The sequence below is a fragment of the Dyadobacter sp. AC419 genome, assembly GCF_979253085.1.
In genome coordinates this window covers 436,736-460,571 of record NZ_CEEDCD010000015.1, presented here as the reverse complement: position 1 = coordinate 460,571, position 23,836 = coordinate 436,736, and the positions used below count along the sequence as shown (strand labels likewise).

Below are 23,836 nucleotides of genomic sequence, written 5' to 3'. Positions count from 1 at the left end.
ACGCAGGCGATAATTCCCATTTTTCCATATAAAACGAGAGCTTCAACAATGCATTAGGCTCGCATTCCAACACAGTCAGGCGCGATCTTCCCGTCCATTCAATGGTCCTGCCGCGTTCCAGATAGTAATCGCCGAAGTCCTCAGGAAGGTCGTCCCATTGTCTGACATATTTGGGGGCAATCAACACTTCCCAGACTTTGCTCACAGGAGCATCAATTTCAACCTGATCTTTTACGGTAAGCACGCGATCCATCATATTGCTATTTTACTTTTAACATTATACGTTTCCCTACACATTAAAAATTATGCCGCTTCAATAGGAGCCGCAGTTTGATCCCAAAATCGTTATGTGGCACATGGGAAATTACTACATAAGCCAAACTTTGACTTACTTTACAGCCCCGGTTTCGCCCGGCAACGCAAATTATCGTTAATAGAATGAATCAGGAGATCAAGCCGGTCAGCAATCCCTTAGAGTCCAAAATAAACAGCATTCAAGTCCTAAGGGCTGCCGCAGCACTGACTGTCACCATTTATCACCTCAAAGACGTTATCGGAAAAGGTGAGCCATTCAAGCAGGAATTAGATTATTTTTTCAACTCCGGCCCGTCCGGCGTTGCGCTTTTTTTCGTGATCAGCGGCTTCATTATGGTTTACATTACAAAGCACGCAACATTCTCACCGCTTGCGGTTTACAAGTTCATCGCGCGTCGCTTTGTCAGGATCTGGCCTACTTATGCGGTGATCACACTCATTTATTTTTTGTTCCAAAGCCGGGATCGGACTGCAACCTGGCGCCATTAAAAGTGTGATACTAAGCCTGCTTTTTATTCCCATTGCGCACACGGAGCCGCCGTTTTACGGTTACGCATTTCTGCCTGTGGGCTGGACGCTCAATTACGAGATCTATTTTTATGCATTAGTTGCCATTTCGATGTTCTTTTCGAGATTCCGATGGCTCGTTTTCTTTCTGATTATCATTATTACCATCGTGATGCCTTACACAATGGGTTACCTTACCCTCGAAACACAACGCACGCCTGATTTTGGCAATGGTTATCTCAACATGATCATGAATCCCATCATCTGGAATTTCGTTTATGGCGTCATCATTGGTCCATTTACACCAATGAAAACCTCTTCCCCATTTTCGCGTCGATTTTTTCGAGAATCTGGCTAGTTTTTATGTTCATTTCGCTGGCGCTGTGGCAATATTGGTCGGGATTTTTCTGTGCGTAGGGCCGTTGCAGTGGGGTTTGGGGTCGAGCTTGCTATTCTCAGCCTTCATTTTTTCGACACCTCGCGTCGCAACATTAATTTCCCTGATTGGGTGATCAAACTTGGCGATATGTCATTCTCGATTTATCTTGTCCATGTGCCGGTTGTCGTCATTCTGGGGCACTTTTTCAAAAGATTGGGTTACCCGGTTTACAGCACGGGCACCTCATTATTTTTCCTCGCAATGTTCATGACAATGGTCGCTTCTTACCTTTCCTACCAATATCTGGAACTAAGATTGTCAACCTATCTCAAAAAGTTGCTGCCCTTTATGAGTCGCCGATAGGATTACGGAAGTTGAATGTCTTCGAGTGTTTTGAAGTTTTCGTTCGTGATCTGCCTGCGGTTATCCGACCAAACGCTTTAAGAATTGCGCGTAACGGTTAGCGACATATTCTTCCGTGTAAGATAAAATGTGCCCTTTTTCAGCTGATAATTAAGCTCGTAAGGTTTATTCAAAGTTTTCAAACGATCCGAAGCGGGTTTTGCACCCTGCATCCAGAAATACGATCCGCATGAGAAGAGATTTCCCTGCTTGAAAGGTAAAACGGTATCCCCTGTTCTTTGGAAAAACACGGTCGGCTTCGCATTTGAATTCCTAATGTAACTCGTCTTAAAAATGGCGTAACCCAGATAGGAAAGCAATGCCCTAACCCGATATTCTGTTCCGGTTTTCACAGGATCAAGCGGGCCGAGTGTTTTCACGATTCCGGGTTGCAAATCCTCAAAATCAGCTTCGTCCATGTAAACCAGTGCAGAAATAATGATGGCTCCGGCACTGCTTCCGGCCAGCACCATTTGTCCCGGATCTATCCCAAATTCTTCCGACCTGTCTGCAAATATAATGCAGCGCCGCATAAGTGTCCTGAACGCCGCGATAAATGGCTTGAATCACTTCAAGCATCATCTTCCGCCACAACAATTGGCTTCCGAACCGCCATTAAAACCTAACCGATAATTGATAGACGCAGTTGCATAGCCTTTCCTGGAAAGCCACCTCGCTTTGCCCAACTCATTGCCCAAGATCCGCCGAATAAAAAAGCCCCTTCGTGGACCATTAATACCTGAACGGTCTGTATTTCAATGTGTCGTTTGCGGGTGCTAAAAAGGCATAATTGAGGTTAACGCTGCGGCCGATATAATCCCGCGCTTTGGTATAAATGCCCGTTTTTGAGGCAAGTTGCGCCTCACTATAAATATTTGTTGTGCCGAAACCGGGAGAAAGCGCAAGAAAGCGGTTGCTGTTTATCGGTTTCAATGTGTCAATGATCACTGGATCCGGCTTGGGATCTATAATGGTGTCGACGCCTGTGCCTGTTGTATCGGTGGGATCTGGCTCGTGGCCGGGCTGATCAACAGGTCTTGGTGGTGGAGGAGGAATGCTCCCCTCTCCACACGACGCGAACAATCCCGCCAGCATTAAGAATAAAACTTGTAATAAAATTGTCCGCCGCATTATCCCGGTATAATTACACTGCAATTGCCGGGTTAACCGGACCTTAATTATTGATATTCTTGACGATATCACCCGCATTGCCTGCTGATGCTAGTTCGCTCTGATGGTAAAAATACCCTTCTGATTTGTTATTCCCGGTAATTCCGTCCTGTTTTTTTTCAACGCCAAGCCTTCCTTCCATTTCTCTGAAGAACTTGTTAAAGAAAACGTATAAAACAACGCCCGAAATTGCTCCTACTGCCAGTATCTTTTTCATAATGAATGCGGTTTGATAAAGTCTGCTTTGGTGCAGATATAACAGCATTGCAAAAAGAATACCAGTGCCTTAATGATCTAACGAACGCAATGCTCGAAAATGGTCTGGTACGATTTTATCAATAATACGATCAAACACCCACTAAAACATATAATAAGATGGACGTGATCATATTCATGAAGGCAATAGGAAACCTTCTATTCGCAGTAATACTTTTTCTGGCGGTCTTTTTTACCGCAGGATTTTCAGCAGTGCTTCACCTGCTTAAAGATATGCGACCATTGCAACTGGCACGCAAAACGCTCGTTTTCAGGAGAAAATGAGCGTTTTGACTAGGACAGCAAATTCTGCCTCAGCAAAAATTCAAGCTGGCCATTGACTTCAATCAGCTTGTCGACCAACTCCTTATTCTTTTCGCGGAGATAGAAAATCTCGTGGGCGTTTTTGATAATGATGCGCAACTGCGCTTCGTCCCACGGTTTGTTCAAATAATAGTAAATGTGCCCCTTGTTGACCGCATCGATTACTGCGGAAATGTCCGTGTAACCGGTGAGCAGGATCCGGACCGGGTCAGAATAATCTTTCAGAACTTCTATCAGGAAATCAACGCCCGTCATTTCGGGCATCCGCTGATCGGTAATGATCACGTGTACCACGTTGTGTTTGAGCAATTCAAGACCTTCCCGCCCGGACGTAGCGATCAAAATATTGAAATCCCGCCTAAATGCTGCTTTAAATGAATTGAGGTTATTGATCTCATCATCCACATAAAGCACACTAATTTTTTCTTTGGTTTCCATCTAAAATTTCTTACTCTTGGAGGTGGTTCGACCCGTTAATTTGAACAAAAGGCGAAACTAATTGATAATATTATAATATTAATTCTATATTAACACAAAAGTGTTGAGTCCTTTTTCTCGGCTGCGGTTTTGACATTTATGTAACCGACAAGGGCTCAGCTAAATTGATCGTTTTCCATCAAATATTTTGTGTGCGAACGTTGCAGTGGTAGTTTTACAAAAATAAATTAAGCAAATTGTGTAACTATTGGTAAAATATTTATCTCACGGCGCTGTTTCGCATATTACCGGGTCGATAGCAGGAATTAGTACGAAGATCAATACAATTTGTTGAATTTTAAATTTTAAATGAGTTCTTCTGGGAACCATCCTCCTAATAGCGTAAAAATGTATCCAGATTCATCAAACAATGCGATTTATAAACCGGTTTTCATCTTCAAAGAGCAGAGTGCTGACAAACAAAAATTCAACTCAGTAATTGCCGATTACCAGAATAAGATCATATTGGACTTGTTCGCTTCCCAGATGAAGGAGCTGATCAAGATCAAGAGTCCGAAAATAAGGCTGACGCCAGCCGAAATTGAGGAAAAATATGCTGCCTGGGCCGCAGGAACGGATCCCGATCTGGAAGGGAACTGGATTTATTTTCCTTGGTCTAACAGGCTGCTGCATATTTTGAATGAAAAGGACTTCATTACGCTGAGGACCAGCCGCAACCAATACAAAATCACGCCACAGGAACAGGATCATTTGTCCCGCCGCAAAATAGGGATTATCGGCTTATCCGTAGGGCATGCAGTGGCCATAAGCGTCGCCACGGAGCGCATTTGCGGAACATTGAAGCTGGCCGATTTTGATACGATCGAGCTAAGCAACCTGAATCGGATCAAAACCGGATTACACAATCTGGGCATTAATAAATGCATAGTCACTGCCAGGGAAATTGCCGAAATTGATCCATATCTGGAAATTGAATGCTATCCGGAAGGAATTACCGATGCCAATATGAACCATTTTCTAACGGAACATGGAAACCTGGATATCCTGGTCGATGAATGTGATGATCTCGAAGTGAAGATCAGCAGTCGCGAAAAAGCCAAAAGCCTGCGCATTCCCGTTGTGATGGAAACCAGCGACCGCGGCATGCTGGATGTGGAACGGTTCGACCTCCACGGCGATATGCCCATCCTGCACGGATTACTCGAAGGAATTCCTCCTGAAAAACTTAAAAACATTGCTCCCGCTGACCGTTTTCCACTTGTTATGCGCATTATTGATGCGATGAACACGTCATCACGGGGACGCACTTCGCTGCTCGAAGTCGGACAGTCGATCAGCACATGGCCGCAGCTTGCTAGCGCGGTAACATTAGGCGGCGGCGTTGTGACGGATGTTTGCAGACGGATGCTGCTCGGCCAGTTCACCGATTCAGGTCGGTATTATGTTGATCTTGAAAACATTATTGGCAATAAAAAGACTGATTCCACCCAAACCGTTTACACTAATCCGAACACAGCTTTTGATATAAATAAAGCGGTCGAAGCTGCCGATTCTCTTCCTGCCAGTCAGTCCTCGCCAGTTATTTCAAATGCACACATTGAGCAAATTGTAACCGCGGGAACGCTTGCGCCGTCTTCTGGCAATGATCAGCCCTGGAAATGGGTTTTTCGAAATGGTCGGTTACACTTGTTTCATGATCCGGCACGATCCCACTCTTTTGCAAATTATAACAATGCAGCTGCACATCTGGCACTGGGCGCAGCTTTGGAAAATGCTTCACTCAAAGCCCGTCAGCTGGGATATTCGCCTGTAATAGCACTTTTTCCGCAAACATCAAATCTTGATTTAATAGCCTCAATAGATTTAGTCCAGACAAACGGAGAAGCACCATACATTGATTCCGAACTGGCCAATTTCATTGAAACGCGCGCAACCAATCGCTATCCCGGCATTCCTTACACATTGCACGAAACGGAGCTTAATTCGCTGCGCAATGCTGTCCAAAGTGTTGAAGGTGCTGAGGTGATTTTTATCCAACAAAAAGAGCAGCTTGCTGAAATGGGCCGCATTGTTGGTGCCGCGGAGCTGCTGCTTTTGCTAAATGAGGCGGGACATCAGGAGTTTTTTGAACGTAATACACGCTGGCCGGGCGACGCAGAAAGTGAGTTTGGGGACGGATATGCGATTCAATCCATCGTGACTTCGCCGCAGCAAATGGCCATTTTGAGCATATTAAAAGACAAGAAAATTGCACGCACACTACGTGCCGTTGGTGGCGGAAATGCGCTGGCAGAAGCCACTCGGGCAAGCATTGCTAATGCTTCCTGCATTGCGGTTGTGACCGTGCAGCCATCAAAAAACGAATATTTTGAAGGAGGAATTGCTTCGCAAAGACTTTGGCTGCGTGTAGAGCAGCTCGGTCTGGTCGGGCAACCCGTTACCACGCCACTGGTGCTTTTCGAGCGATTGGCCATCGGCGAAGGACTCGATGAGAACGAGATAGCAAAGCTGACAAGCTTAAAGCATGACTTTGAACACATTATAACGCAGCATAATCATAAGAACAAAGCAGTTTTCCTCCTTAAAATCAATAAATCTGAAATGCCCGCAGCAAAATCAAAGCGCCTTCCATTAAATGAAACTCTGTTTATAGTAAACGAAACAATTTAATGGTAGCAAAAATCAAGGCATACAAAGCCCCTGAAGATGTAGAAACCAGTTACCGGTATATCGACGAACACAGGAAAGTATTGGAGGCTTACGGCGTAAAACAAGTCACTTCCGCGAGCCACGACTGGTTAAATGATGAAAACACTTACGTGATCATTGTGGAATCAGAGGATGGTGAAAAAATCTTTGGTGGCGGCAGGATCCAGGTCCGCAACCATAAGATGCAGCTGCCCCTCGAAGGTGCGATCGCCAAAAAGGACGAGCGTATTTACAGTTACGTCGACAATCTGAAAGACAAGAAAATCGCTGAGTTCTGCGGCTTGTTTAATTCCAAAGAAGTGGCCGGTTATGGCATCGGAAGCATCTTTCTGGGTAGGATCGGCGTTGCAATTACTTCTCAAGTGGGTGTAGATCGATTACTAGCTTTGTGCTCACCACCCACATTAAGGCAATGCCTGCGGATCGGTTTTGACATCATCCGTGACCTCGGGAATAACGGGACATTTTATTATCCGAAAGAAGGCCTTATTGCTACGGCGATCATTGTGGATGACCTTAACGGCTTGCCTAATGCACACGAAGATGAGCGGAGCCGGATTTTCAATCTGCGTGAAGAACCCGTGCAATTTGCAGTCGAAAAAGGGCCTAAGGGTGAAATAGCATTACATTACAATCTCGACATGAAGATTCAGACTTTATGAGGTTTTTTACGCAGTTATTCATTTTCTTTTTATTGTCTACGCAGCTGGTTCGCAGCATGCCCGTGGATTTTCACGAAGGATCGGTAATCATTGGTAAACAACTTGAAATCCTCGAAGACCCGACTAATGCGCTTACATTTGAACAGGTCAGAGGATCAGAAAAGTTTGTCAAGAGCAATGATGACACGCCTAATATGGGCCTGAGCCAGTCTACATTCTGGATACGCTTTTCAATTGTCAACAAATCTTCCCGCCCTGCACTTTTTCTCAACTTGCGCACCCGCTCATTCACACCTGCGAGCTGTTTGAAATCACTGGTTCCTACGTCAAAACAGAGAAATATCTCGAAGACGCACCTTTTGACGACCGCAATATCAAGCATCAGAACCTGGTTTTTAACCTGAACATTACGCCCGGCGATCACAAAGATTATTATCTGAAAGTGAAGGGTTACAATCAGGTCATCCTGCCGATGATCATCCGTGATCAGGAAAACTTCTTCGAATCGGCGCAAATTGGCGAGACGATCAATGGAATTTTTGCTGGAATCATCATTGTAATGGTGCTTTACAACATTTTCATCTTTTTCTCCACTGGCGACAAAAGCTATCTTTTCTACGTGCTTTACGTATTATTCGTCGGCTCGGCGCAGACTGCGCTCTCGGGTTATGGATTTAAATACATCTGGCCTTACGCGCCAAGTTTCAATTCCGTTGCGACCATTTACTTTTCCGGGCTGGCAGGAATATGTGCCATGTTGTTTGTTAAAAACTTCTTGCAGCTCGACGAAAAGTGGCCTCCCGGAATTATAATAATAAATGTTATAATTATCCTTTATTCTTCGACAGGAATATTAAATTTGCTGGGCTTTGAATTGCTGAGCTTTCGCGCCGTGGACATTTCAGGAGCAGTTGGTGCGATCGGCCTTTTTATAATCGGATTAAAATTATCCAAGGAAAATTATCGGCCGGCCAAACTATTTCTTACGGCCTGGACGCTCTTTTTAATCGGGCTTTTTTTATTAGTGCTTCGTAATATCAATGTTTTGCCTTATAATGTGTTTACAACGTACACCATGCAGTTCGGTTCAATTGCAGAAGTAGTTTTACTATCGATTGCATTGGCTGACAAAATCAATATTTTCAAGCGGGACCGGGAAGAATCGCAAGCGCAGGCGCTGCGGATTTCGCTGGAAAACGAGAAGATCATTATGGAGCAAAATACATTTCTGGAAAAGAGCGTCAACGAGCGCACGGCAGAACTGCAGTTTGCAAACACTGAACTTAATGTTACACTAAACAAACTGAAAGACACACAAACACAGTTACTTGACTCTGAAAAAATGGCTTCGCTCGGTCAGTTGACGGCTGGCATCGCGCATGAGATCAATAATCCGATCAACTTTGTGAGCTCCAACATCAGGCCATTGCGGAGAGATATTGACGACGTGCTTGAAATTCTGGACTCTTACAACGAAATCGAAAGCATCGAATCCATTGACGGCATTCAAAGGAAGATTAAGGAAATTGAGAAGTTAAAAGAAGAGCTTGACCTTGATTACATTAAAACCGAACTCGGCACATTGCTGAAAGGCATGGAAGATGGAGCCAGCCGGACGGTTGAAATCGTGAAAGGATTAAAAATATTTTCCCGGGTGGATGAATCGGACCTTAATGTCGTCAACATTAATGAAGGAATCGAGTCGACACTCATTATATTGAATTATCAAATGGGCAATTCGATACGTTTGGTAAAAGAGCTTGGAAACATTCCGAGTATTGAGTGTTTCGCAGGCAAACTTAACCAGGTATTTATGAACATACTCAACAATTCAATATATGCCTTGTTGAAACATAAGTCGGAGGACAAAACGCCGACCATTTGGGTCAAATCCTGGTTGCGCGATCCCGACAACATTTCAATTTCCATCAAAGACAACGGCCCGGGCATGTCGCCGGAGGTCAGGGCTAAGATCTTTGAGCCATTCTTCACAACCAAACAGGTTGGCGACGGCACGGGACTTGGCTTATCTATAGTGTTCAAAATCATTGAAGTGCATAGCGGAAATATCCAGGTCAACACCGAAGTAGGCCAGGGAACAGAATTTTTAATCACACTACCAGTAAAACAAAAGGCTCGCCCTATCCAGGAATTCAATGAGTGATAAACCCATAACCATTCTGTACATTGACGACGAGGAGCATAACCTGCACTCGTTCAAAGCTTCGTTCAGGAAGCAGTACAGTATTACAGTAACCTCGTCAGTTGTAGAAGCAGAGGAAATTTTAGAGAAAAATGATTTTTGCATTATTCTGGCAGATCAGCGCATGCCGATCATGACCGGCGTGCAGTTTTTCGAAAAAATCAGAACAAAATACCCCGAAACCGATCCGCATTCTTATCACCGGGCATACGGACATCAGCGCGGCCATTGACGCCATCAACAAAGGCGAAGTTTTCAGGTTTATTGACAAGCCTTGGGATTACAATTACGTCGAAAATGCCATTGCGCATGCTTACGAAATTTACAAAACGCGGGAGGATCTCAAACAGCGTAATGTAGAGTTGCAAAAAGCCAATGAAGAGCTCGACAAGTTCGTTTACAGCGCATCGCACGATCTCAGGGCGCCGTTAATGTCGGTGCTGGGCATTGTGAATCTTGCCTTGCTGGAAGAGGATATTCAGTCACAAAATCGAATATCTGGAACTCATCCGGCAGTCTGTAAAAAAGCTGGATACGTTTATCATTAATATTATCGATTATTACAAAAACGCGCGTGGCGTGCCTGTGGTTACCGAGATTAACTTTGAAGAACTCGTAACAGAAGTGCAGGCTACGATCCAATATCTTCCCGAATATGGGAATCTGAAAATGACCACGGACATTGACCAATCGGGGATTTTCCAATCCGATGTGATGAAGCTGCGGATCATCTTCAATAATTTGATCAACAATGCCATTAAGTTTCAGGACAAGTCGAAACCCGGTCAGTTCGTTCATTTGACCATAAAATCGACTCCTGAGCATGCCACAATCATTGTTGAAGACAACGGAACCGGCATTAAAGATTCGGATCAGGATAAGATTTTCAAAATGTTCTACCGGGCCGGCGCAACCAACAGCGGATCAGGGATCGGCCTGTATATCGTGCACGAAGCGATAGCCAAGTTGGGTGGTGATATTAAAGTCTCGTCGAAGATTGGAGAAGGAAGTATTTTTGAAGTCAACATACCTTCTATTCATAAATAATAGTTATGAAGCCACTTCTACATTTCTTCTTAATAGATGATAGCGCTTTTGATCTATTCATATACGAAAAACTCCTTATCAAAAGCGGCATCACCACCTCGGTGAAGACCTTTAATTCGGCGCGCGATGCGCTCAAACATCTCATGAACCAGGGAGCCAGCCTGCCCGACAGCGTTATCCTTCTGGATTTGCAGATGCCGGATATGAACGGATTCGAATTCATCGACGAATTCGACAGCCTGCCTCAAATGCTGCAAGACAAAATCCGCATTTTCATGCTTTCCTCCACCATTGACACCCGTGACATTGACAAGGCAAAAGCCAGTCAGCACATCATTGACCTCCTCCCCAAGCCGCTCGAAATCGCCAATCTGAAAAAGAAACTGGGAATTTAAAACTATCATTTTACCAATGTGTGCTGCTCGTCTTAACAGGTGATTATGCCCTTAATTGCGCGCTTTGCATCATCCGGTGACACTGGAACAGATTTTTTACGGAGCCGGGGCCCAATTTCAAGCAGATCGAAAATGTGCCCGTCAGGCACATAGGGCAACTTTCCGTTATTGGTTAATTCCCACTTTGTCCAAAAATGTAACAATTTTTGTATGGTTTGATACACAACAGGCATAATGTTGGGAAAATACCGCCACACCCTATAATCTTTTATATTATTATTATAACATTTTTAATAATTATAAATTTTCCAGTAATGCGGGTACAGGTTTAATACATTTAAAAACCAAAAATTGTCGTAACCTTAACATCCCTTAATTGATGAAAACTGATAGCAAAACTCTGTCTGAGATCTTAAAGTTGCACGCGGAATACGTTAGAGAGGTGGAATTCAGTGGCATTAAGCCGTTGTCTATGGAGATTTACAAGACGAATTCTAACAATTTTGTACGCTGGATCAAAGACGAATTCAACCCGGGTAGCAAGTTGCGCAAGGGCGTTTTGAGTTAATTTAGCCGAAAAACAGGACATTCATACTCAACGTTTAGCCAAACTTACAACTACCAGAAGACGCGTTCTTCTGGTAGTTTTTTTATAGCCCAATTTTCCCTATGTTTGAATTAAGTTAACTGATCAAATACAATGATACTTTCAATCCTGAACCTGTTTAAAGGACGCTTTTCAAAAGAATCCATTAGTGAAGCAAAATCAAGCGACAAAAGAATGTCGCGGCAGGAAGCGCTGCAGCAAATGCGCAACATTGCCAGCCGACGTCCGGAAGACAAAAAATAGTTAACAGCCCTGCCCGTAGTAAGCATCTTTCCCGTGCTTACGGAAATAATGCTTGTCACACAGACTTTGTTTAATCGCCTCGCAAGACGGATTGATTGTTAACGTGAGATATGCCATTTTTGCAATTTCTTCTAAAACAATGGAATTGTAAATGGCCTTCGCGGGATCCTTTCCCCACGTAAATGGCCCGTGACAAGCCACAAGCACCATTTCCGTCTCTTCATAACTCAGATTTGCAGCAGCAAAAAGATCCAAAATCTGATTGCCCGTCTCCAATTCATAATCCCTTTCGATCATTTCGTCGGACATTACTGCCGTCACCGGCACTGAGGTTGTAAGGTGGTCGGCATGTGTTGTTCCGAGATTTGGAATGGGCTTAATCGCCTGCGCCCAGGCCACCGCATAAGTGGAATGCGTGTGACAAACGCCACCAATGGACGGAAAACTTTTGTACAGAAGCGTATGCGTTTTTGTATCCGACGACGGCCGCATGGCTCCTTCTACAACCTGGTTTTCAAGGTCTAAAATCACAATGTCCTCCACCCGCAGCCTGTGGTAAGGCACGCCGCTTGGTTTAATGCCAATAACGCCCGCATCCCGGTCAATTCCGCTTACATTGCCAAATGTGACAATGGCCAGATTTTCGCGCGGAATCTCCATATTGGCTTCATAAACCTGCTCTTTCAGATAAGTGTATTTTGACATGCGCTTTTATTTATACGAAGCCTCGCTCCATCTCAATTCATTTTTCAATTGCCTTAATGACGTATTTTTGTCGATTACAACCAATTCAACACCGGTCATTTCAGCAAACATTTCAATGTGATCCGTTGTCAGGTTCTGGCTGTAAACCGTATGATGCGCGCCGCCTGCATAGATCCACGCCGCACAACCCGTCGCCATATCAGGTGCAGGTTTCCATAACACGCGGGCAACAGGCAGCTTAGGAAGTGGTTCCGTAACGGCAACTGCCTCCACTTCATTGACCAAAAGCCGGAAACGGTTGCCCATATCAATGAGTGACACATTAATAGCCGGGCCGGCAGGCGCATCAAACACCAGTCGGACAGGATCTTCTTTTCCGCCAATTCCTAGCGGATGGATTTCGCAAGATGGCTTGGACGCGGCAATGGTCGGACAAATTTCAAGCATATGCGAGCCCAGCACGAGATTATTAGAAGGGTCAAAATGATATGTATAATCTTCCATGAAAGAATTTCCTCCCTTCAAACCGCTTCCCATCACTTTCAGCGCCCGCACCATCGCAGACGTCTTCCAGTCGCCCTCACCCGCATAACCATAACCCGCGGCCATCATTCGCTGCGACCCGATCCCGGGAAGCTGCTTCATGCCGTGTAAGTCTTCAAAAGTGTTGGTGTAACCCTTGAAATTGCCGTCCACAAGGAAATGTTTCAATCCCAGCTCAATGCGTGCCGCATCCCGAAGCGCCTCATGCCGCTCCTCCCCTTTCCGAATGCCCGCAGCCAGTTCATATTGCGCTCCATATTCATCGATCAGCCTGCCAACTTCCTCATCAGAAACCTGATTGATCACCGCCACAAGGTCACCCACAGCATGCGTATTGACCGAAAACCCGAAAGTCATTTCGGCTGCGACTTTGTCTCCATCCGTCACAGCAACTTCACGCATATTATCACCAAAGCGAACAAATTTGGCACCTTTCATGTCGTGCCGTGCGGCTGCCACGCGGCTCCATTGTGCAAGATCATTGATTACGTGTTCTTGCTGCCAATGTCCCACCACCACTTTCCTGTTAAGCCGCATGCGCGTCATCATAAATCCAAATTCCCTGTCGCCGTGCGCAGATTGGTTCAGATTCATGAAATCCATATCAATGTCCGCCCACGGAATGTCGCGGTTATATTGGGTGTGCAAATGCAGCAATGGTTTCTGCATGATCTGCAAGCCGCGGATCCACATTTTTGCAGGTGAAAAAGTATGCATCCAGGCAACAATGCCAATGCAGTTTTCCGTAACATTGGCATCCTGCATAATGTTAAAAATCTCGCCCGAGGATTTTACAACAGGCTTGAAAACCGTGCGAACTGGCATTTGAGCCGCATCATTGAAATGCCTGCTGATGATTTGCGCGTGTTCCGCCACCTGCCGCAATGTATCGGCTCCATATAAATCCTGGCTTCCTGTTACAAACCAGATTTCAAATTGTTTTAAATCAACCATTATGCGAAGGAAAATTGAGGCAAAAAGCTGTTTTCCAGAAAAGCCCCTGATTGTAAATATTTTTGATATAATGTATGATAAACAGCCGCCTGCGCCGGTCTGGGCGTGTAAACTGCGTCAAATCCCGAACTCATCGCTTCCTGCGCTTCGGGTAATGTCTGATAAATTCCGGATGCAACAGCCGCAAACATGGCCGCACCCAATGCGCAAGCCTGTTCCGATGCGGCGACTTTTATCGGCATATTGAGCACATCAGCCAATGTTTGCATGACAAAAGGCGACTTTTTCGCAACGCCGCCAATGGCAATCACCTGATTAATGGGGACGCCTTCATGCCGGAATCTTTCAACAATGCTTTTCGAGCCGTAAGCGGTTGCTTCAACCAATGCTTTGAAAATGCGAACGTGATCGCTGGCAAGGTTAAGACCGAGAATTGCCCCTTTTAATGTGTGCTTTGCATCCGGCGTTCTGCGACCGTTGAGCCAGTCGATGGCAATGATATCATGCTCGGTAACCGGTAATCTTTCAGCTTGTTTTGCTAAATGCGGGATCAGGTTCCGCGACATTTCCTGCGCCGCTTCTTCACCCAAAAGTGTTCGCACCGGCTCAATGATCAGCTTGGCAAACCATGCATAAATGTCTCCAAATGCAGATTGCCCGGCCTCCATGCCCAGCATTCCCGGAATAATGGAGCCGTCGACTTGTCCGCAGATTCCTTTGATCAGCAAATGTCCAGCCTCTTCATTTGGTGCGATTAGCATGTCGCAAGTAGAAGTGCCAATCACTTTGCACAAGGAATAAGGCTCAATCAGCGCACCGACCGCGCCCATATGCGCATCAAATGCACCCACCCCGATCACAACATTGTCGGGAACGCCTAATTTTTTCGCCCACTCGCCTGAAATGATGCCCATCGGTGCGTCAGAAGTTTCGGTTTCTGAAAACAACTGTTCGCGAATGCCGTCGAGAAGCGGATCGAGGTTTGCTAAAAACTCGTTGGGAGGCAATCCATCAAAATCCTGATGCCATAATGCTTTATGACCAGCCGCGCAGCGCGATCTTTTCAATGTCAGCGGATCGGTGTTTCCGGTTAGTTCCGGCGGAGATCCAATCACAATGTTCCACCCAAGAAAATGCCTTTTCACGCACTTCCGGATCCACGCGCAATGTTCTCAGTATTTTGGCCCAAAACCACTCCGAAGAATATATTCCGCCCACATATTTGGTGTAATCCGTCGAAAGGCTGTGCGCGAGCTCATTGATTTGCTCCGCCTCCGCATTGGCCGTATGATCCTTCCAAAGGATAAACATGCCGTTCGGATTTTCGGCGAATTCAGGCAGCAGTGAAAGTGGTGTTCACTTTCGATCCACGGCCACAGGCGTGGAGCCCGTAGTGTCAATGGAAATTCCGCGCACATTCTGGCGCGCATGGTACCCGGCTTTTTCCAATGCCTCGGTAACTGCTCCTTCCAGCCCTTCCAGATAGTCGAGCGGATGCTGGCGGAACTGGGAAAGCGACGCGTCGCAATATTTGCCTTGCTTCCATCGACTGTATTCCCTGACCGCCGTGCCAACCTGTTCGCCGCTTTGGGCATGCACCACAAACGCCCGCACCGAATCTGTCCCAAAATCAATTCCAATAACGTAGTCTTCTTTCATCGTGGATAGGATAAGATCAAGGCAATGATATGTTTTATTTCATTAATCAACCAACAAATATAATTTAATTTACTTCTAGTGTTAACTTGACACAATTAAAAATCGAGATATTTATCAAAACTATTCGCCTCAAAACAGGCATACATTATTGACTAAAATTCCCGCAATTAACCTAGGATTGCTTCATACTGTCAGGCATAAAATTCCAGAATGAATGAAATTTTTCCTTATAACGAACCTGATCCAGCTTATATAATGTCGCTTTTTTAGTTGTGCTGTTGCTGTTTTTTCTGCCAGTATCAATGAGTAAACCGGTGGAAAGCAGTTTGCGGCTGAAATTGCGCCGGTCCAGCGGAATGTTGTAAATGGCTTCGTAAAGTTTTTGGAGTTGCGGAATGGTGAAAAGTTCAGGAAGCAGCTCGAATCCGATCGGGTGCAATGCTGCTTTGTATTTTAAATGTTCAATGGCCTTGCAAACCATCTCCTCATGGTCAAATATCAATGCTGGCCTGTTTTCGAGCGTGATCCACGATGCATTATGGGTTCTTACCGCTTCGGAATCGTGGTCATCGATCTCAATCAATGCAAAGAAAACGACAGAAACGGTTCGTTCGGCCGGGTCCCGTTTTACTTTCCCGTACGTTTCGAGCTGTTCCACATAAATGTCTTTCAGGCCGGTGAGGTCGTATAAAATCCGTGCGGCGCCATCGGCAAGATCTTCCTCAGCATTCAGAAAGCCGCCCATAAGCGACCATTTTCCTTTTTCCGGCTCAAAATTACGTTTGATCAGCAGAAGCTTAATGTCCTTTCCGTCAAACCCAAAAATGATGCAATCGATCGCCAGCAGAATGCGGGAAGCCTGCGGATAATTATTCATTAAGATGTTATTGTGGCCGTATGTAATAAATGGTCTTAAAGGAACTACTAGTTACAAAAAATCCTGCGAACGGGAATACTTTAAATTATTATTAAGAAAAGTAAAAAAAAGAACGAGATTACTTAATCTGCTAAAAGAGTTAATCAGCAAATTATATCCGATTTTTACCGACTCTTTCAATGAGGCATCCAAGTTGTTAATGGAAAATCTTCGTTATGAACGCCATATATACAGACTGTTCCGATGAAAATATCCTTACGCTGATTCGCGAGCACGACGATCAGCTTGCTTTCGCTGCCTTGTATGACCGTTACTTTAATGTCCTTTTCAATTATGCTTACGGTAAGGTTAACGATCGCTTTTCTGCCCAGGAAATTGTTCAGGAGCTGTTTGTAAATCTTTGGAATAAAAGGCATCAGCTTGAAATCACCTGCTGTCGCTCATTCCTTTTTTCCATTGCCAAAAAGCAGGTCATTTCTTTTTACCGCAAAGAATTTACCCGAAAACAACATTATGAGCAATGGGAAACAATGCAGCTCCGCGTCACGGATTCTTCGGACCAGCCAACGCTGACGGCCGACCTGCAAAACCGTTATGAACAAGGGCTGCATTTGCTGTCTCCCAAATGTCAGGAAGTGTTTGTGCTCAGCCGCCAGGGCGTTTCCAATAAGCAAATCGGAAGCCAGCTGGCCATTGCGGAGAAAACCGTGGAGCAGCACATTTCCAAAGCCATACGCATTTTAAAGACCCATCTTAAAGAGCACATTGTGTCTGCGCTCATCTTTTTTTCAGTTTTTTAAAATTATTTTCCCTGCCTGCTAAGGGTTACGTTTCCGGCGCACGACTTAAAGTCAGATCCCATACTTTAAGCGATGAAGGCACCCGGAATTTCCCCTGTTTTACTTGAAAAATATCTTCTTGATCAATGCACTGACGCGGAAAAAGAGGAGGTTGAGGCTTGGTATGCCGCATTAAAAGGTGAACAGGAATATCTGGAAAGCCTGCCGGAGCCGGAACAGGCACTTTTAAAAGACGCTACGTTTGAAAATATCAAAACGGGGCTTGGTATGCAGGATGAGACGCCGGTCAGGAGCTTTCCGTGGCGCTGGATTTCGGGTATAGCAGCTTCCATTGTCATTGCGGCGGGAGTTTATTTCAATTATCCTTCCAAACAAAATCACGCGGTTTCGGTCGTTGAACAAATCCAGCAAAAAAAGCCGTCGGAGGTTGTCCATTTTGTAAATCAGGAGCGTAAAATCATCACGCATTTGCTTCCGGACGAGAGTTCGATCACCATGCATCCGCAAGCTTCCGTCACATATCCGGCAAAATTTGATGCAGACCAGCGCCTGGTTACCTTTTCAGGGGAAGGTTTTTTCAACATTAAAAAAGATAAAAAACGGCCATTCCTTATCCAGAGCGGCGAAATGGTCATCAAAGTGCTGGGAACGAGCTTTAATGTAAAAGCAGCAACGACAAACAAACTTTTCCAGGTTGATGTCGTGACGGGAAGTGTGGAAGTAACCACGCCGGATAGTGAAGCAAAACCACAGCAGATTATCCTGAAACCACAGGAGCAGGCACTTTTCGAAACAGATTCCAAACGCCTGACTTCCAAACAAATAACGACGCATGCAAAAAAGGAAATCTACGAACCGGCAACAGTCACATTTGAGCAAACACCTTTGAATCAAGTAATTGACCAGCTTGAAAAACGCTTTAATGTGCAAATAAGCCTTAGCGACCCGGCGGCGGCCTCGTGCAGTGTCTCAGGCAATTTTGAATCGCAGCCTTTTACCGCAATCCTTGAAATGCTATGCACAACGCTCGAAGCTTCTTACACCATTTCGGACAACAACATTCTATTAAAAGCAACGCCATGTGAATGATCATTATATGAAACACCCATCTGTTCCGCCATGAAAAAACCGGGAGTGTACCACCACCCCCGGTTCAAGATTCCATCCCTTTTGCATCGTACCACCGAATTAAAGGGATTTTTTACCCAACAGTGCTTAACCATCAGACAATCAAAATTATGCAAAAAACAGTACGTAACAAGCCCGTTAACTGGCGAATGATTATGCGCATTGGATTGCTTCAATGGCTTTTTGTTGCCTCACTGGCAGGCAGCAGCTTTGCAAAAGAGAGTTCCGCCCAGTCGATCCTGAGCAAGGATATGACGATCAGCCTGAAAAATGTTTCCCTTAAAGAAGCATTGGATGAAATTCAGGAAAAAGTAGATGCCAAATTTGTTTACAGCAGCAGGGTTTCCCTCAAAGAAAATGTAAGCATTGAGGCAAAACATCAAAAACTGTCGCAGGTGCTCGACCAGCTTCTGGTGCCGCGTGGCATCAATTATCGCCTCATCAACGGACAGATCGTGCTCGCGAGAGGTAAGGCATTGAAGGAAGAAAGCAACATTCCGGACCTGGAAGAAAAGCTGCAAAATTACATTCTGCCCGTCGAGATCAATGTAAAAGGAACGGTCACTTCCTCGGATGGCCAGGGCACATTGCCGGGTGTCAGCGTGGTTTTGAAAGGCAGTTCAACCGGAACAACCACAGACGGAAACGGAAACTTCGACCTCGTCGTCCCCAATGTTGAATCCGTGCTTGTGTTCAGTTTTGTGGGTTATATATCGCAGGAAATTGTGGTAGGCAACCGCTCGACGGTCAACGTAACGCTTGCGGCTGACAACAAGGCTTTGGAAGAACTGGTTGTAGTGGGTTACGGCACGCAAAAGCGCGTAAACCTGACCGGTTCGGTTACGCAAATTCAATCCAAGGAGCTGGAAAACAGGCCCTTGAATAACATGTCGCAGATTTTGCAGGGAATGGTTCCTAATCTGAACATTACATTCGGAACGGGACAGCCGGGGCAGGGCGGTAACCTCAATGTGCGGGGAGAAACGTCCATCAACGGCGGCGGTCCGCTGGTGCTCGTGGATGGGATTCCAGGCGACATTAACCGGATCAATCCCAATGATGTGGAATCGGTTTCTGTGTTAAAAGATGCGGCCGCTTCGGCCATTTATGGTGCCCGCGGAGCTTTCGGGGTGATTTTGGTAACCACAAAAAGTGCCAAAAACGGCAAAACAAGCGTAAGTTACAGCAACAACTTCGGCTGGTCCACGCCAACTGTCAGCACGGATTTCCTGACCAACGGCTACGATCACACGCGGATCAATGACGAAGCTTTCAAGCGTGCGACGGGAAACACTTACACGCGTTACTCGGAAGAAGATTATGCGGAGCTGGAAAAACGCCGTTATGATAAAACCGAGAATCCCGAACGTCCGTGGACGGTTGTGAAGAATGTAAATGGCAAAGACATTTACAACTATTACGGCAATTACGACTGGTGGAACACGGTTTTCAAGCAAACTGAACCGTCGATGCAGCATAACATCAGCCTTTCGGGCGGAACGGACAAAGTGAATTATTTCTTGTCGGGCTCGGCGTTTCAAAAGGATGGGATTATGCGGATCAACACGGACCGTTTCAATTCCTACACATTAAGAACCAAGGTCAATGCGCAGCTTACGCCCTGGCTGAAAGTGAGCAACAACACCCAATATTTCGATTCACGATACAAATATCCGGGTCTGGAAGGTGGTGCGAATGCGAACTTTGCAGCAATCACGGTGCATGCGCTTCCTGCTTATGCACCTCGCAATCCGGATGGAACAGCAACTTATAACACGCTAAAAAACAACTATTCAATCGGTGATGGATTGTTTGCAAACCTGCTGAAAGGCGTTGCCGGCGGCGAGAAGAAAGTGCATGAGCTGACGACCATTAACTCGGTTACCATTGATTTTACCAAAACCTGGAATTTCGTTGCCAATCACTCCTACTCGTTCTACATTACCGACGACTGGTATCGCTCGGCGGTTGCGCAATATTCGATCCAGCCTGGGATTTTGGCCACCGTTCCGAATTACAACACGGACCAGCTGAGAAAAACATTCTGGTTTGACCCGATGAATGTGATCAATGTTTTCAGCTCATTTAACAAAACAATGGGCAAGCATTATCTGGGTGTAACGGCTGGGATCAACTACGAATCTAAAAAACATCAGGTGCTTTTTGGTGCGCGCAGAAACTTGCTTTCAGAGGATATCAACGATCTGAACCTCGGAACGGGTGAGCAGCTTGTCTCGGGCGGATCTTATGAATATTCGCTGTTTGGAGCGTTTTTCAGGGCCAATTACGATTACATGGGCAAATATTTGTTCGAGATCAATGGCCGTTATGACGGAACTTCCCGCTTCGGTGCGGGCCGGCGTTACGGGTTTTTCCCATCGGTTTCAGCAGGATGGCGGTTGAGTGAAGAGCAGTTTTTTGAATCAGCAAAGAATGTGGTTAACAACCTGAAAATCCGCGCTTCTTACGGAACGCTCGGCAATCAGCTTCCACCGAATTTCAACAACAACCCTTCTTCCGCGAGCTTTTACCCATACATTTCCATTATGCCAACGGCGCTTTCGAGCTGGATAACGAATGGCCAGAAACTCTCTTATGTGGACAGTCCTAACCCGATTTCAGCTGGCCTGACCTGGGAATCGGCAACGACTTCGAACATTGGATTGGATGCGGATCTCTTGAAAAACCGCCTTAACATTGCCTTTGACGCATATATTAGAAAAACAACGGATATGCTGATTCCCGGCAAAGTGCTTCCGTCTGTTTATGGCGCAACGGTGCCGACAGAAAATGCGGGTGACCTGAGAACGAAGGGTTTTGAAATCTCCGTTGCTTGGCGCGACCAGTTCAAACTTGCCGGAAAAACATTCGCTTACAATGCGACATTCATGCTGTCCGACTACACGGCGAAGATTACGAAATACGACAACCCGAACAAGATCTTGTCGAGCCGCTATGAAGGCCAGACGCTTGGTGAAATGTGGGGTTACTCCATCGATGGCTATTTCAAAACCAATGATGAGGCGCAGGCATACACAGTTGACCAGACTTTGGTGAACAAACAACGCCTCAGCGCGCCGGGCGAATGGAGCAAGTTACAAGCCGGTGACCTCAAATTTCTGGATTTAAATGGTGACGGAAAAATCTCCGAAGGCGCGAACACATTTGCCGATCACGGCGATTTGAAAGTGATCGGGAACACGAATCCGCGCTTCCGTTACGGCGTAAATCTGGGTGCATCGTGGGGAGCATTTGATTTTTCAGCGCTCGCGCAAGGCATTTTGAGGCGGAACTGGTATCCGGGAGCCAATGCAGATAAATTCTGGGGCCCGTATTCTCGTCCATACTATTCATTTATTCCTGAAAATTTCGAGGACGATATCTGGACGCCTGAAAATACGGACGCATATTTTCCACTTTTGAGAGGTTATACGGCGCTGAATGGCGGCGGCGACCTCAATGCCCGCAACGACCGCTACATTCAGAATGTGGGTTATCTGAGATTGAAAAATGTAGTGCTCGGTTACACGATCCCGGAGAACATTACGAAAAAGGTCCGCATTCCAAGAGCGCGAATTTATGTAAGTGGTGAAAACCTGCTGACTTACACGCCGTTGCGCACCAAATACATTGATCCTGAACAGTTTGATGGCGATTTTACAAATGGCAGAACTTACCCGCTTTCCAAAACTTACTCTGCGGGTTTGAGCATCAATTTCTAATTCGTTTTTCAAAACATTAAAACTAAAACAATGAAAAAGCTCATATATATCCTGACGCTGGCAATCGGGCTTGCGTCATGCGACCTCGACCGGCTGCCGCTTGATGCCATTTCTCCGGAAACATTTTTCAAAACCGAAAACGACCTTTTGCTTTACACCAACTCATTTTATAACATGCTGCCCAGCGCAGAAGATGTGTACAACGAAGACGTAGATAATGTGGTCAAAAACAGCTTGCGCGACGAATTGCAAGGAACACGCATTGTGCCCACGAGCGGTGGCGGATGGGGCTGGGGAAATTTGCGGAACATTAATTATTTCCTTGCCAATTCGGGCAAAGTTCCTGACCAAAAGGCCGTTGCGAAATACAATGCTGTTGCCCGCTTCTTTCGCGCCTACTTTTATTTTTCAATGGTTAAGAGGTTCGGCGATGTGCCCTGGTATAGCAGCACCATTGAAGTGGAAGACGAAGATTTATTAACCAAACCACGCGATCCGCGCACATTGGTGATGGATTCCGTGATGGCCGACATTGACTACGCCATTGCAAATCTGGAAGGAACACGACAGGTTAGCACCATTACAAAATGGACTGCATTGGCTTTGAAATCTCGCATTGGACTGTATGAAGGCACATTTCGCAAATATCACCCGGAATTCAACCTGCCCGAGTCAGAGCGGTTTCTCGATGCCTGTATTTCGGCGTCTGAGGATTTGATGAAAAACAGCGGTTACACCATTTACAAATCAACACCGAAAACGGCTTATCAAATGTTCTTCGCGGCAGATAATGCCATTGCGGAAGAAGTGATTTTAGCACGAGATTTCAGTGATGCCTTGCAGGTTTATCACAACCTCAATTACTACACCATGACGGCTTCCTATGGCAAGCCGGGACTTGAAAAGAAGCTGGTTAACAGTTATTTAATGGCTGACGGAACGCGTTTCACCGACATGAAGGGTTATGAAACGATGCAGTTTTACGACGAAGTGCAGAACCGCGATCCGCGCTTATCGCAAACCATTCGCACCCCGGGATACACGCGCATTGGCGAGTCGACGCCTTTGGTTCCGGAATTTGGTGCAACGGTTACGGGTTACCAACTGATCAAATTCGTTTCCGAGCCGAAGTGGGACACATTTGGCAAAGACATTACGGACATGCCGATTTTCCGATATGCCGAAGTCCTGCTCAATTTTGCCGAAGCCAAAGCAGAAAAAGGCACATTAACGCAAGCCGATCTCGATATTTCGACCAAACTAACCCGCGACCGTGTGGGCATGGTGAACATTAATATGGCCAGTGCAAATGCGAAACCGGATCCTTATCAGGCGGCGCAATACACGAAACTATCCGGCAAAAACACAGGCGTAATCCTCGAAATTCGCCGCGAAAGACGCATTGAACTGGTGATGGAAAACTTCTTCCGCTGGGACGACATTATCCGCTGGAAAGAAGGCCAGTTGCTGACCAAAGTTTTCAAAGGAATGTATTTTCCTGGCCCCGGAAATTATGATCTGGACAAAAACGGAAAGGTGGATCTGGTTATTTACGAAGGCACTAAGCCTAATGTTCCAGGCGCTCAATTATTGAAACTGGGCAGTGACATTCTGCTTGAAAATGGAAATAAAGGCGGAAATATCGTTGTAAACGGGCATATCAACAAGAAGTTTGATGAGAGCCGCGATTATCTCTATCCGATTCCAAAACAAGAAATGTTGCTCAACACGGAACTCACCCAAAATCCTAACTGGGAGTAATTTCAATCCGCATTCTATTCCTAAACCCATA

The 23,836-nt window shown here is 45.7% G+C and carries 23 protein-coding genes and 2 pseudogenes; 16 read left to right on the top strand and 9 right to left on the bottom strand.

The features are described from left to right. Window positions 1-256, bottom strand: a 256-nt coding sequence (locus AC0IYG_RS09670; RefSeq protein ID WP_471710873.1) for an SRPBCC domain-containing protein, incomplete at its 3' end; no start/stop codon positions are given. A gap of 182 nt (window positions 257-438) precedes the next feature. On the opposite strand from AC0IYG_RS09670, the gene AC0IYG_RS09665 reads away from it, so the two are divergent. Genes AC0IYG_RS09665 through AC0IYG_RS09655 form a run of 3 tightly spaced genes read left to right on the top strand, consistent with a single transcriptional unit; the run spans window position 439 to window position 1,564 of the window. Continuing rightward, complete coding sequence (locus AC0IYG_RS09665) at window positions 439-804, top strand: acyltransferase family protein (protein ID WP_471710872.1); 366 nt, start codon at window positions 439-441, stop codon at window positions 802-804. Between the two features lie 4 nt (window positions 805-808). Next, window positions 809-1,180 (top strand): hypothetical protein, encoded by a 372-nt coding sequence (locus tag AC0IYG_RS09660; protein WP_471710871.1) that lies wholly within the window; start codon window positions 809-811, stop codon window positions 1,178-1,180. 51 nt (window positions 1,181-1,231) lie between these two features. Next, window positions 1,232-1,564 (top strand): acyltransferase family protein, encoded by a 333-nt coding sequence (locus tag AC0IYG_RS09655; protein ID WP_471710870.1) that lies wholly within the window; start codon window positions 1,232-1,234, stop codon window positions 1,562-1,564. Between the two features lie 77 nt (window positions 1,565-1,641). Here AC0IYG_RS09655 and AC0IYG_RS09650 read toward each other — a convergent pair whose 3' ends face one another. The 3 genes from AC0IYG_RS09650 to AC0IYG_RS09640 all read right to left on the bottom strand — a co-directional run bounded on the left by AC0IYG_RS09650 (window position 1,642) and on the right by AC0IYG_RS09640 (window position 2,990). Next, window positions 1,642-2,136: a hypothetical protein gene (locus AC0IYG_RS09650; protein ID WP_471710869.1), complete on the bottom strand. Its 495-nt coding sequence runs from the start codon at window positions 2,134-2,136 to the stop codon at window positions 1,642-1,644. Between the two features lie 199 nt (window positions 2,137-2,335). Continuing rightward, the gene (locus tag AC0IYG_RS09645; protein WP_471710868.1) at window positions 2,336-2,698 is read right to left on the bottom strand and encodes a hypothetical protein; all 363 of its coding nucleotides are present in this window, start codon (window positions 2,696-2,698) and stop codon (window positions 2,336-2,338) included. Window positions 2,699-2,777: 79 nt separating this feature from the next. Continuing rightward, window positions 2,778-2,990, bottom strand: a complete 213-nt coding sequence (locus tag AC0IYG_RS09640) for a hypothetical protein (protein WP_471710867.1) — start codon at window positions 2,988-2,990, stop codon at window positions 2,778-2,780. Between the two features lie 158 nt (window positions 2,991-3,148). Between AC0IYG_RS09640 and AC0IYG_RS09635 the strand changes: the two genes are divergently transcribed. Beyond that, a complete protein-coding gene (locus AC0IYG_RS09635) occupies window positions 3,149-3,313 on the top strand; it encodes a hypothetical protein (RefSeq protein WP_471710866.1) in 165 nt (54 codons plus the stop codon). Between the two features lie 9 nt (window positions 3,314-3,322). On the opposite strand, the gene AC0IYG_RS09630 is transcribed toward AC0IYG_RS09635, so the two are convergent. Then, window positions 3,323-3,790: a response regulator gene (locus AC0IYG_RS09630; protein ID WP_471710865.1), complete on the bottom strand. Its 468-nt coding sequence runs from the start codon at window positions 3,788-3,790 to the stop codon at window positions 3,323-3,325. A 387-nt stretch (window positions 3,791-4,177) separates the two neighbouring features. Between AC0IYG_RS09630 and AC0IYG_RS09625 the strand changes: the two genes are divergently transcribed. The 8 genes and pseudogenes from AC0IYG_RS09625 to AC0IYG_RS09590 all read left to right on the top strand — a co-directional run bounded on the left by AC0IYG_RS09625 (window position 4,178) and on the right by AC0IYG_RS09590 (window position 11,656). Continuing rightward, window positions 4,178-6,460, top strand: a complete 2,283-nt coding sequence (locus tag AC0IYG_RS09625; RefSeq protein WP_471710864.1) for an Rv1355c family protein — start codon at window positions 4,178-4,180, stop codon at window positions 6,458-6,460. Further along, on the top strand, window positions 6,460-7,161 hold the full coding sequence (locus AC0IYG_RS09620; protein ID WP_471710863.1) for a hypothetical protein: 702 nt from the start codon (window positions 6,460-6,462) through the stop codon (window positions 7,159-7,161). The genes AC0IYG_RS09625 and AC0IYG_RS09620 overlap by 1 nt, the downstream gene beginning before the upstream one ends. Continuing rightward, window positions 7,158-7,579, top strand: a pseudogene (locus tag AC0IYG_RS09615) (7TMR-DISMED2 domain-containing protein); the annotation flags it as partial. The gene AC0IYG_RS09620 and the pseudogene AC0IYG_RS09615, both read left to right, overlap by 4 nt. Before the next feature lie 24 nt (window positions 7,580-7,603). Next, window positions 7,604-9,325 (top strand): 7TM diverse intracellular signaling domain-containing protein, encoded by a 1,722-nt coding sequence (locus tag AC0IYG_RS09610; protein WP_471710891.1) that lies wholly within the window; start codon window positions 7,604-7,606, stop codon window positions 9,323-9,325. Beyond that, a complete protein-coding gene (locus tag AC0IYG_RS09605) occupies window positions 9,318-9,596 on the top strand; it encodes a response regulator (protein ID WP_471710862.1) in 279 nt (92 codons plus the stop codon). The genes AC0IYG_RS09610 and AC0IYG_RS09605 overlap by 8 nt, the downstream gene beginning before the upstream one ends. A gap of 224 nt (window positions 9,597-9,820) precedes the next feature. Beyond that, window positions 9,821-10,411: a sensor histidine kinase gene (locus AC0IYG_RS09600; RefSeq protein WP_471710861.1), complete on the top strand. Its 591-nt coding sequence runs from the start codon at window positions 9,821-9,823 to the stop codon at window positions 10,409-10,411. A 5-nt stretch (window positions 10,412-10,416) separates the two neighbouring features. After that, complete coding sequence (locus AC0IYG_RS09595; protein WP_471710860.1) at window positions 10,417-10,806, top strand: response regulator; 390 nt, start codon at window positions 10,417-10,419, stop codon at window positions 10,804-10,806. Window positions 10,807-11,506: 700 nt separating this feature from the next. Beyond that, window positions 11,507-11,656 (top strand): hypothetical protein, encoded by a 150-nt coding sequence (locus tag AC0IYG_RS09590; protein WP_471710859.1) that lies wholly within the window; start codon window positions 11,507-11,509, stop codon window positions 11,654-11,656. Here AC0IYG_RS09590 and AC0IYG_RS09585 read toward each other — a convergent pair whose 3' ends face one another. The 4 genes and pseudogenes from AC0IYG_RS09585 to AC0IYG_RS09570 all read right to left on the bottom strand — a co-directional run bounded on the left by AC0IYG_RS09585 (window position 11,657) and on the right by AC0IYG_RS09570 (window position 16,394). After that, entirely contained in the window at window positions 11,657-12,361 is a 705-nt protein-coding gene (locus AC0IYG_RS09585; protein WP_471710858.1) for an L-ribulose-5-phosphate 4-epimerase, read from the bottom strand. A 6-nt stretch (window positions 12,362-12,367) separates the two neighbouring features. Then, complete coding sequence (gene araA / locus AC0IYG_RS09580) at window positions 12,368-13,858, bottom strand: L-arabinose isomerase (protein ID WP_471710857.1); 1,491 nt, start codon at window positions 13,856-13,858, stop codon at window positions 12,368-12,370. Next, window positions 13,858-15,517, bottom strand: a pseudogene (locus tag AC0IYG_RS09575) (ribulokinase). The gene araA and the pseudogene AC0IYG_RS09575 overlap by 1 nt, the downstream one beginning before the upstream one ends. 172 nt (window positions 15,518-15,689) lie before the next feature. After that, window positions 15,690-16,394: an NUDIX hydrolase gene (locus tag AC0IYG_RS09570; protein WP_471710856.1), complete on the bottom strand. Its 705-nt coding sequence runs from the start codon at window positions 16,392-16,394 to the stop codon at window positions 15,690-15,692. A gap of 215 nt (window positions 16,395-16,609) precedes the next feature. Between AC0IYG_RS09570 and AC0IYG_RS09565 the strand changes: the two genes are divergently transcribed. The 4 genes from AC0IYG_RS09565 to AC0IYG_RS09550 all read left to right on the top strand — a co-directional run bounded on the left by AC0IYG_RS09565 (window position 16,610) and on the right by AC0IYG_RS09550 (window position 23,805). Further along, window positions 16,610-17,194 (top strand): RNA polymerase sigma factor, encoded by a 585-nt coding sequence (locus tag AC0IYG_RS09565; RefSeq protein ID WP_471710855.1) that lies wholly within the window; start codon window positions 16,610-16,612, stop codon window positions 17,192-17,194. A gap of 72 nt (window positions 17,195-17,266) precedes the next feature. Further along, window positions 17,267-18,283 (top strand): FecR family protein, encoded by a 1,017-nt coding sequence (locus tag AC0IYG_RS09560; protein ID WP_471710854.1) that lies wholly within the window; start codon window positions 17,267-17,269, stop codon window positions 18,281-18,283. 149 nt (window positions 18,284-18,432) lie between these two features. Then, complete coding sequence (locus AC0IYG_RS09555) at window positions 18,433-22,044, top strand: TonB-dependent receptor (protein ID WP_471710853.1); 3,612 nt, start codon at window positions 18,433-18,435, stop codon at window positions 22,042-22,044. Between the two features lie 30 nt (window positions 22,045-22,074). Then, entirely contained in the window at window positions 22,075-23,805 is a 1,731-nt protein-coding gene (locus AC0IYG_RS09550) for a RagB/SusD family nutrient uptake outer membrane protein (protein ID WP_471710852.1), read from the top strand. Window positions 23,806-23,836: the final 31 nt, after the last annotated feature.

What these genes read in the sequence shown, in the direction of transcription:
- AC0IYG_RS09665 (WP_471710872.1), top strand. Translation starts at nt 439, where the DNA reads ATGAATCAGGAGATCAAGCCGGTCAGCAATCCCTTAGAGTCCAAAATA.
- AC0IYG_RS09650 (WP_471710869.1), bottom strand. Translation starts at nt 2,136, where the DNA reads ATGCGGCGCTGCATTATATTTGCAGACAGGTCGGAAGAATTTGGGATA.
- AC0IYG_RS09645 (WP_471710868.1), bottom strand. Translation starts at nt 2,698, where the DNA reads ATGCTGGCGGGATTGTTCGCGTCGTGTGGAGAGGGGAGCATTCCTCCT.
- AC0IYG_RS09640 (WP_471710867.1), bottom strand. Translation starts at nt 2,990, where the DNA reads ATGAAAAAGATACTGGCAGTAGGAGCAATTTCGGGCGTTGTTTTATAC.
- AC0IYG_RS09635 (WP_471710866.1), top strand. Translation starts at nt 3,149, where the DNA reads ATGGACGTGATCATATTCATGAAGGCAATAGGAAACCTTCTATTCGCA.
- AC0IYG_RS09630 (WP_471710865.1), bottom strand. Translation starts at nt 3,790, where the DNA reads ATGGAAACCAAAGAAAAAATTAGTGTGCTTTATGTGGATGATGAGATC.
- AC0IYG_RS09625 (WP_471710864.1), top strand. Translation starts at nt 4,178, where the DNA reads ATGTATCCAGATTCATCAAACAATGCGATTTATAAACCGGTTTTCATC.
- AC0IYG_RS09620 (WP_471710863.1), top strand. Translation starts at nt 6,460, where the DNA reads ATGGTAGCAAAAATCAAGGCATACAAAGCCCCTGAAGATGTAGAAACC.
- AC0IYG_RS09605 (WP_471710862.1), top strand. Translation starts at nt 9,318, where the DNA reads ATGAGTGATAAACCCATAACCATTCTGTACATTGACGACGAGGAGCAT.
- AC0IYG_RS09595 (WP_471710860.1), top strand. Translation starts at nt 10,417, where the DNA reads ATGAAGCCACTTCTACATTTCTTCTTAATAGATGATAGCGCTTTTGAT.
- AC0IYG_RS09590 (WP_471710859.1), top strand. Translation starts at nt 11,507, where the DNA reads ATGATACTTTCAATCCTGAACCTGTTTAAAGGACGCTTTTCAAAAGAA.
- AC0IYG_RS09585 (WP_471710858.1), bottom strand. Translation starts at nt 12,361, where the DNA reads ATGTCAAAATACACTTATCTGAAAGAGCAGGTTTATGAAGCCAATATG.
- araA (WP_471710857.1), bottom strand. Translation starts at nt 13,858, where the DNA reads ATGGTTGATTTAAAACAATTTGAAATCTGGTTTGTAACAGGAAGCCAG.
- AC0IYG_RS09570 (WP_471710856.1), bottom strand. Translation starts at nt 16,394, where the DNA reads ATGAATAATTATCCGCAGGCTTCCCGCATTCTGCTGGCGATCGATTGC.
- AC0IYG_RS09565 (WP_471710855.1), top strand. Translation starts at nt 16,610, where the DNA reads ATGAACGCCATATATACAGACTGTTCCGATGAAAATATCCTTACGCTG.
- AC0IYG_RS09560 (WP_471710854.1), top strand. Translation starts at nt 17,267, where the DNA reads ATGAAGGCACCCGGAATTTCCCCTGTTTTACTTGAAAAATATCTTCTT.
- AC0IYG_RS09555 (WP_471710853.1), top strand. Translation starts at nt 18,433, where the DNA reads ATGCAAAAAACAGTACGTAACAAGCCCGTTAACTGGCGAATGATTATG.
- AC0IYG_RS09550 (WP_471710852.1), top strand. Translation starts at nt 22,075, where the DNA reads ATGAAAAAGCTCATATATATCCTGACGCTGGCAATCGGGCTTGCGTCA.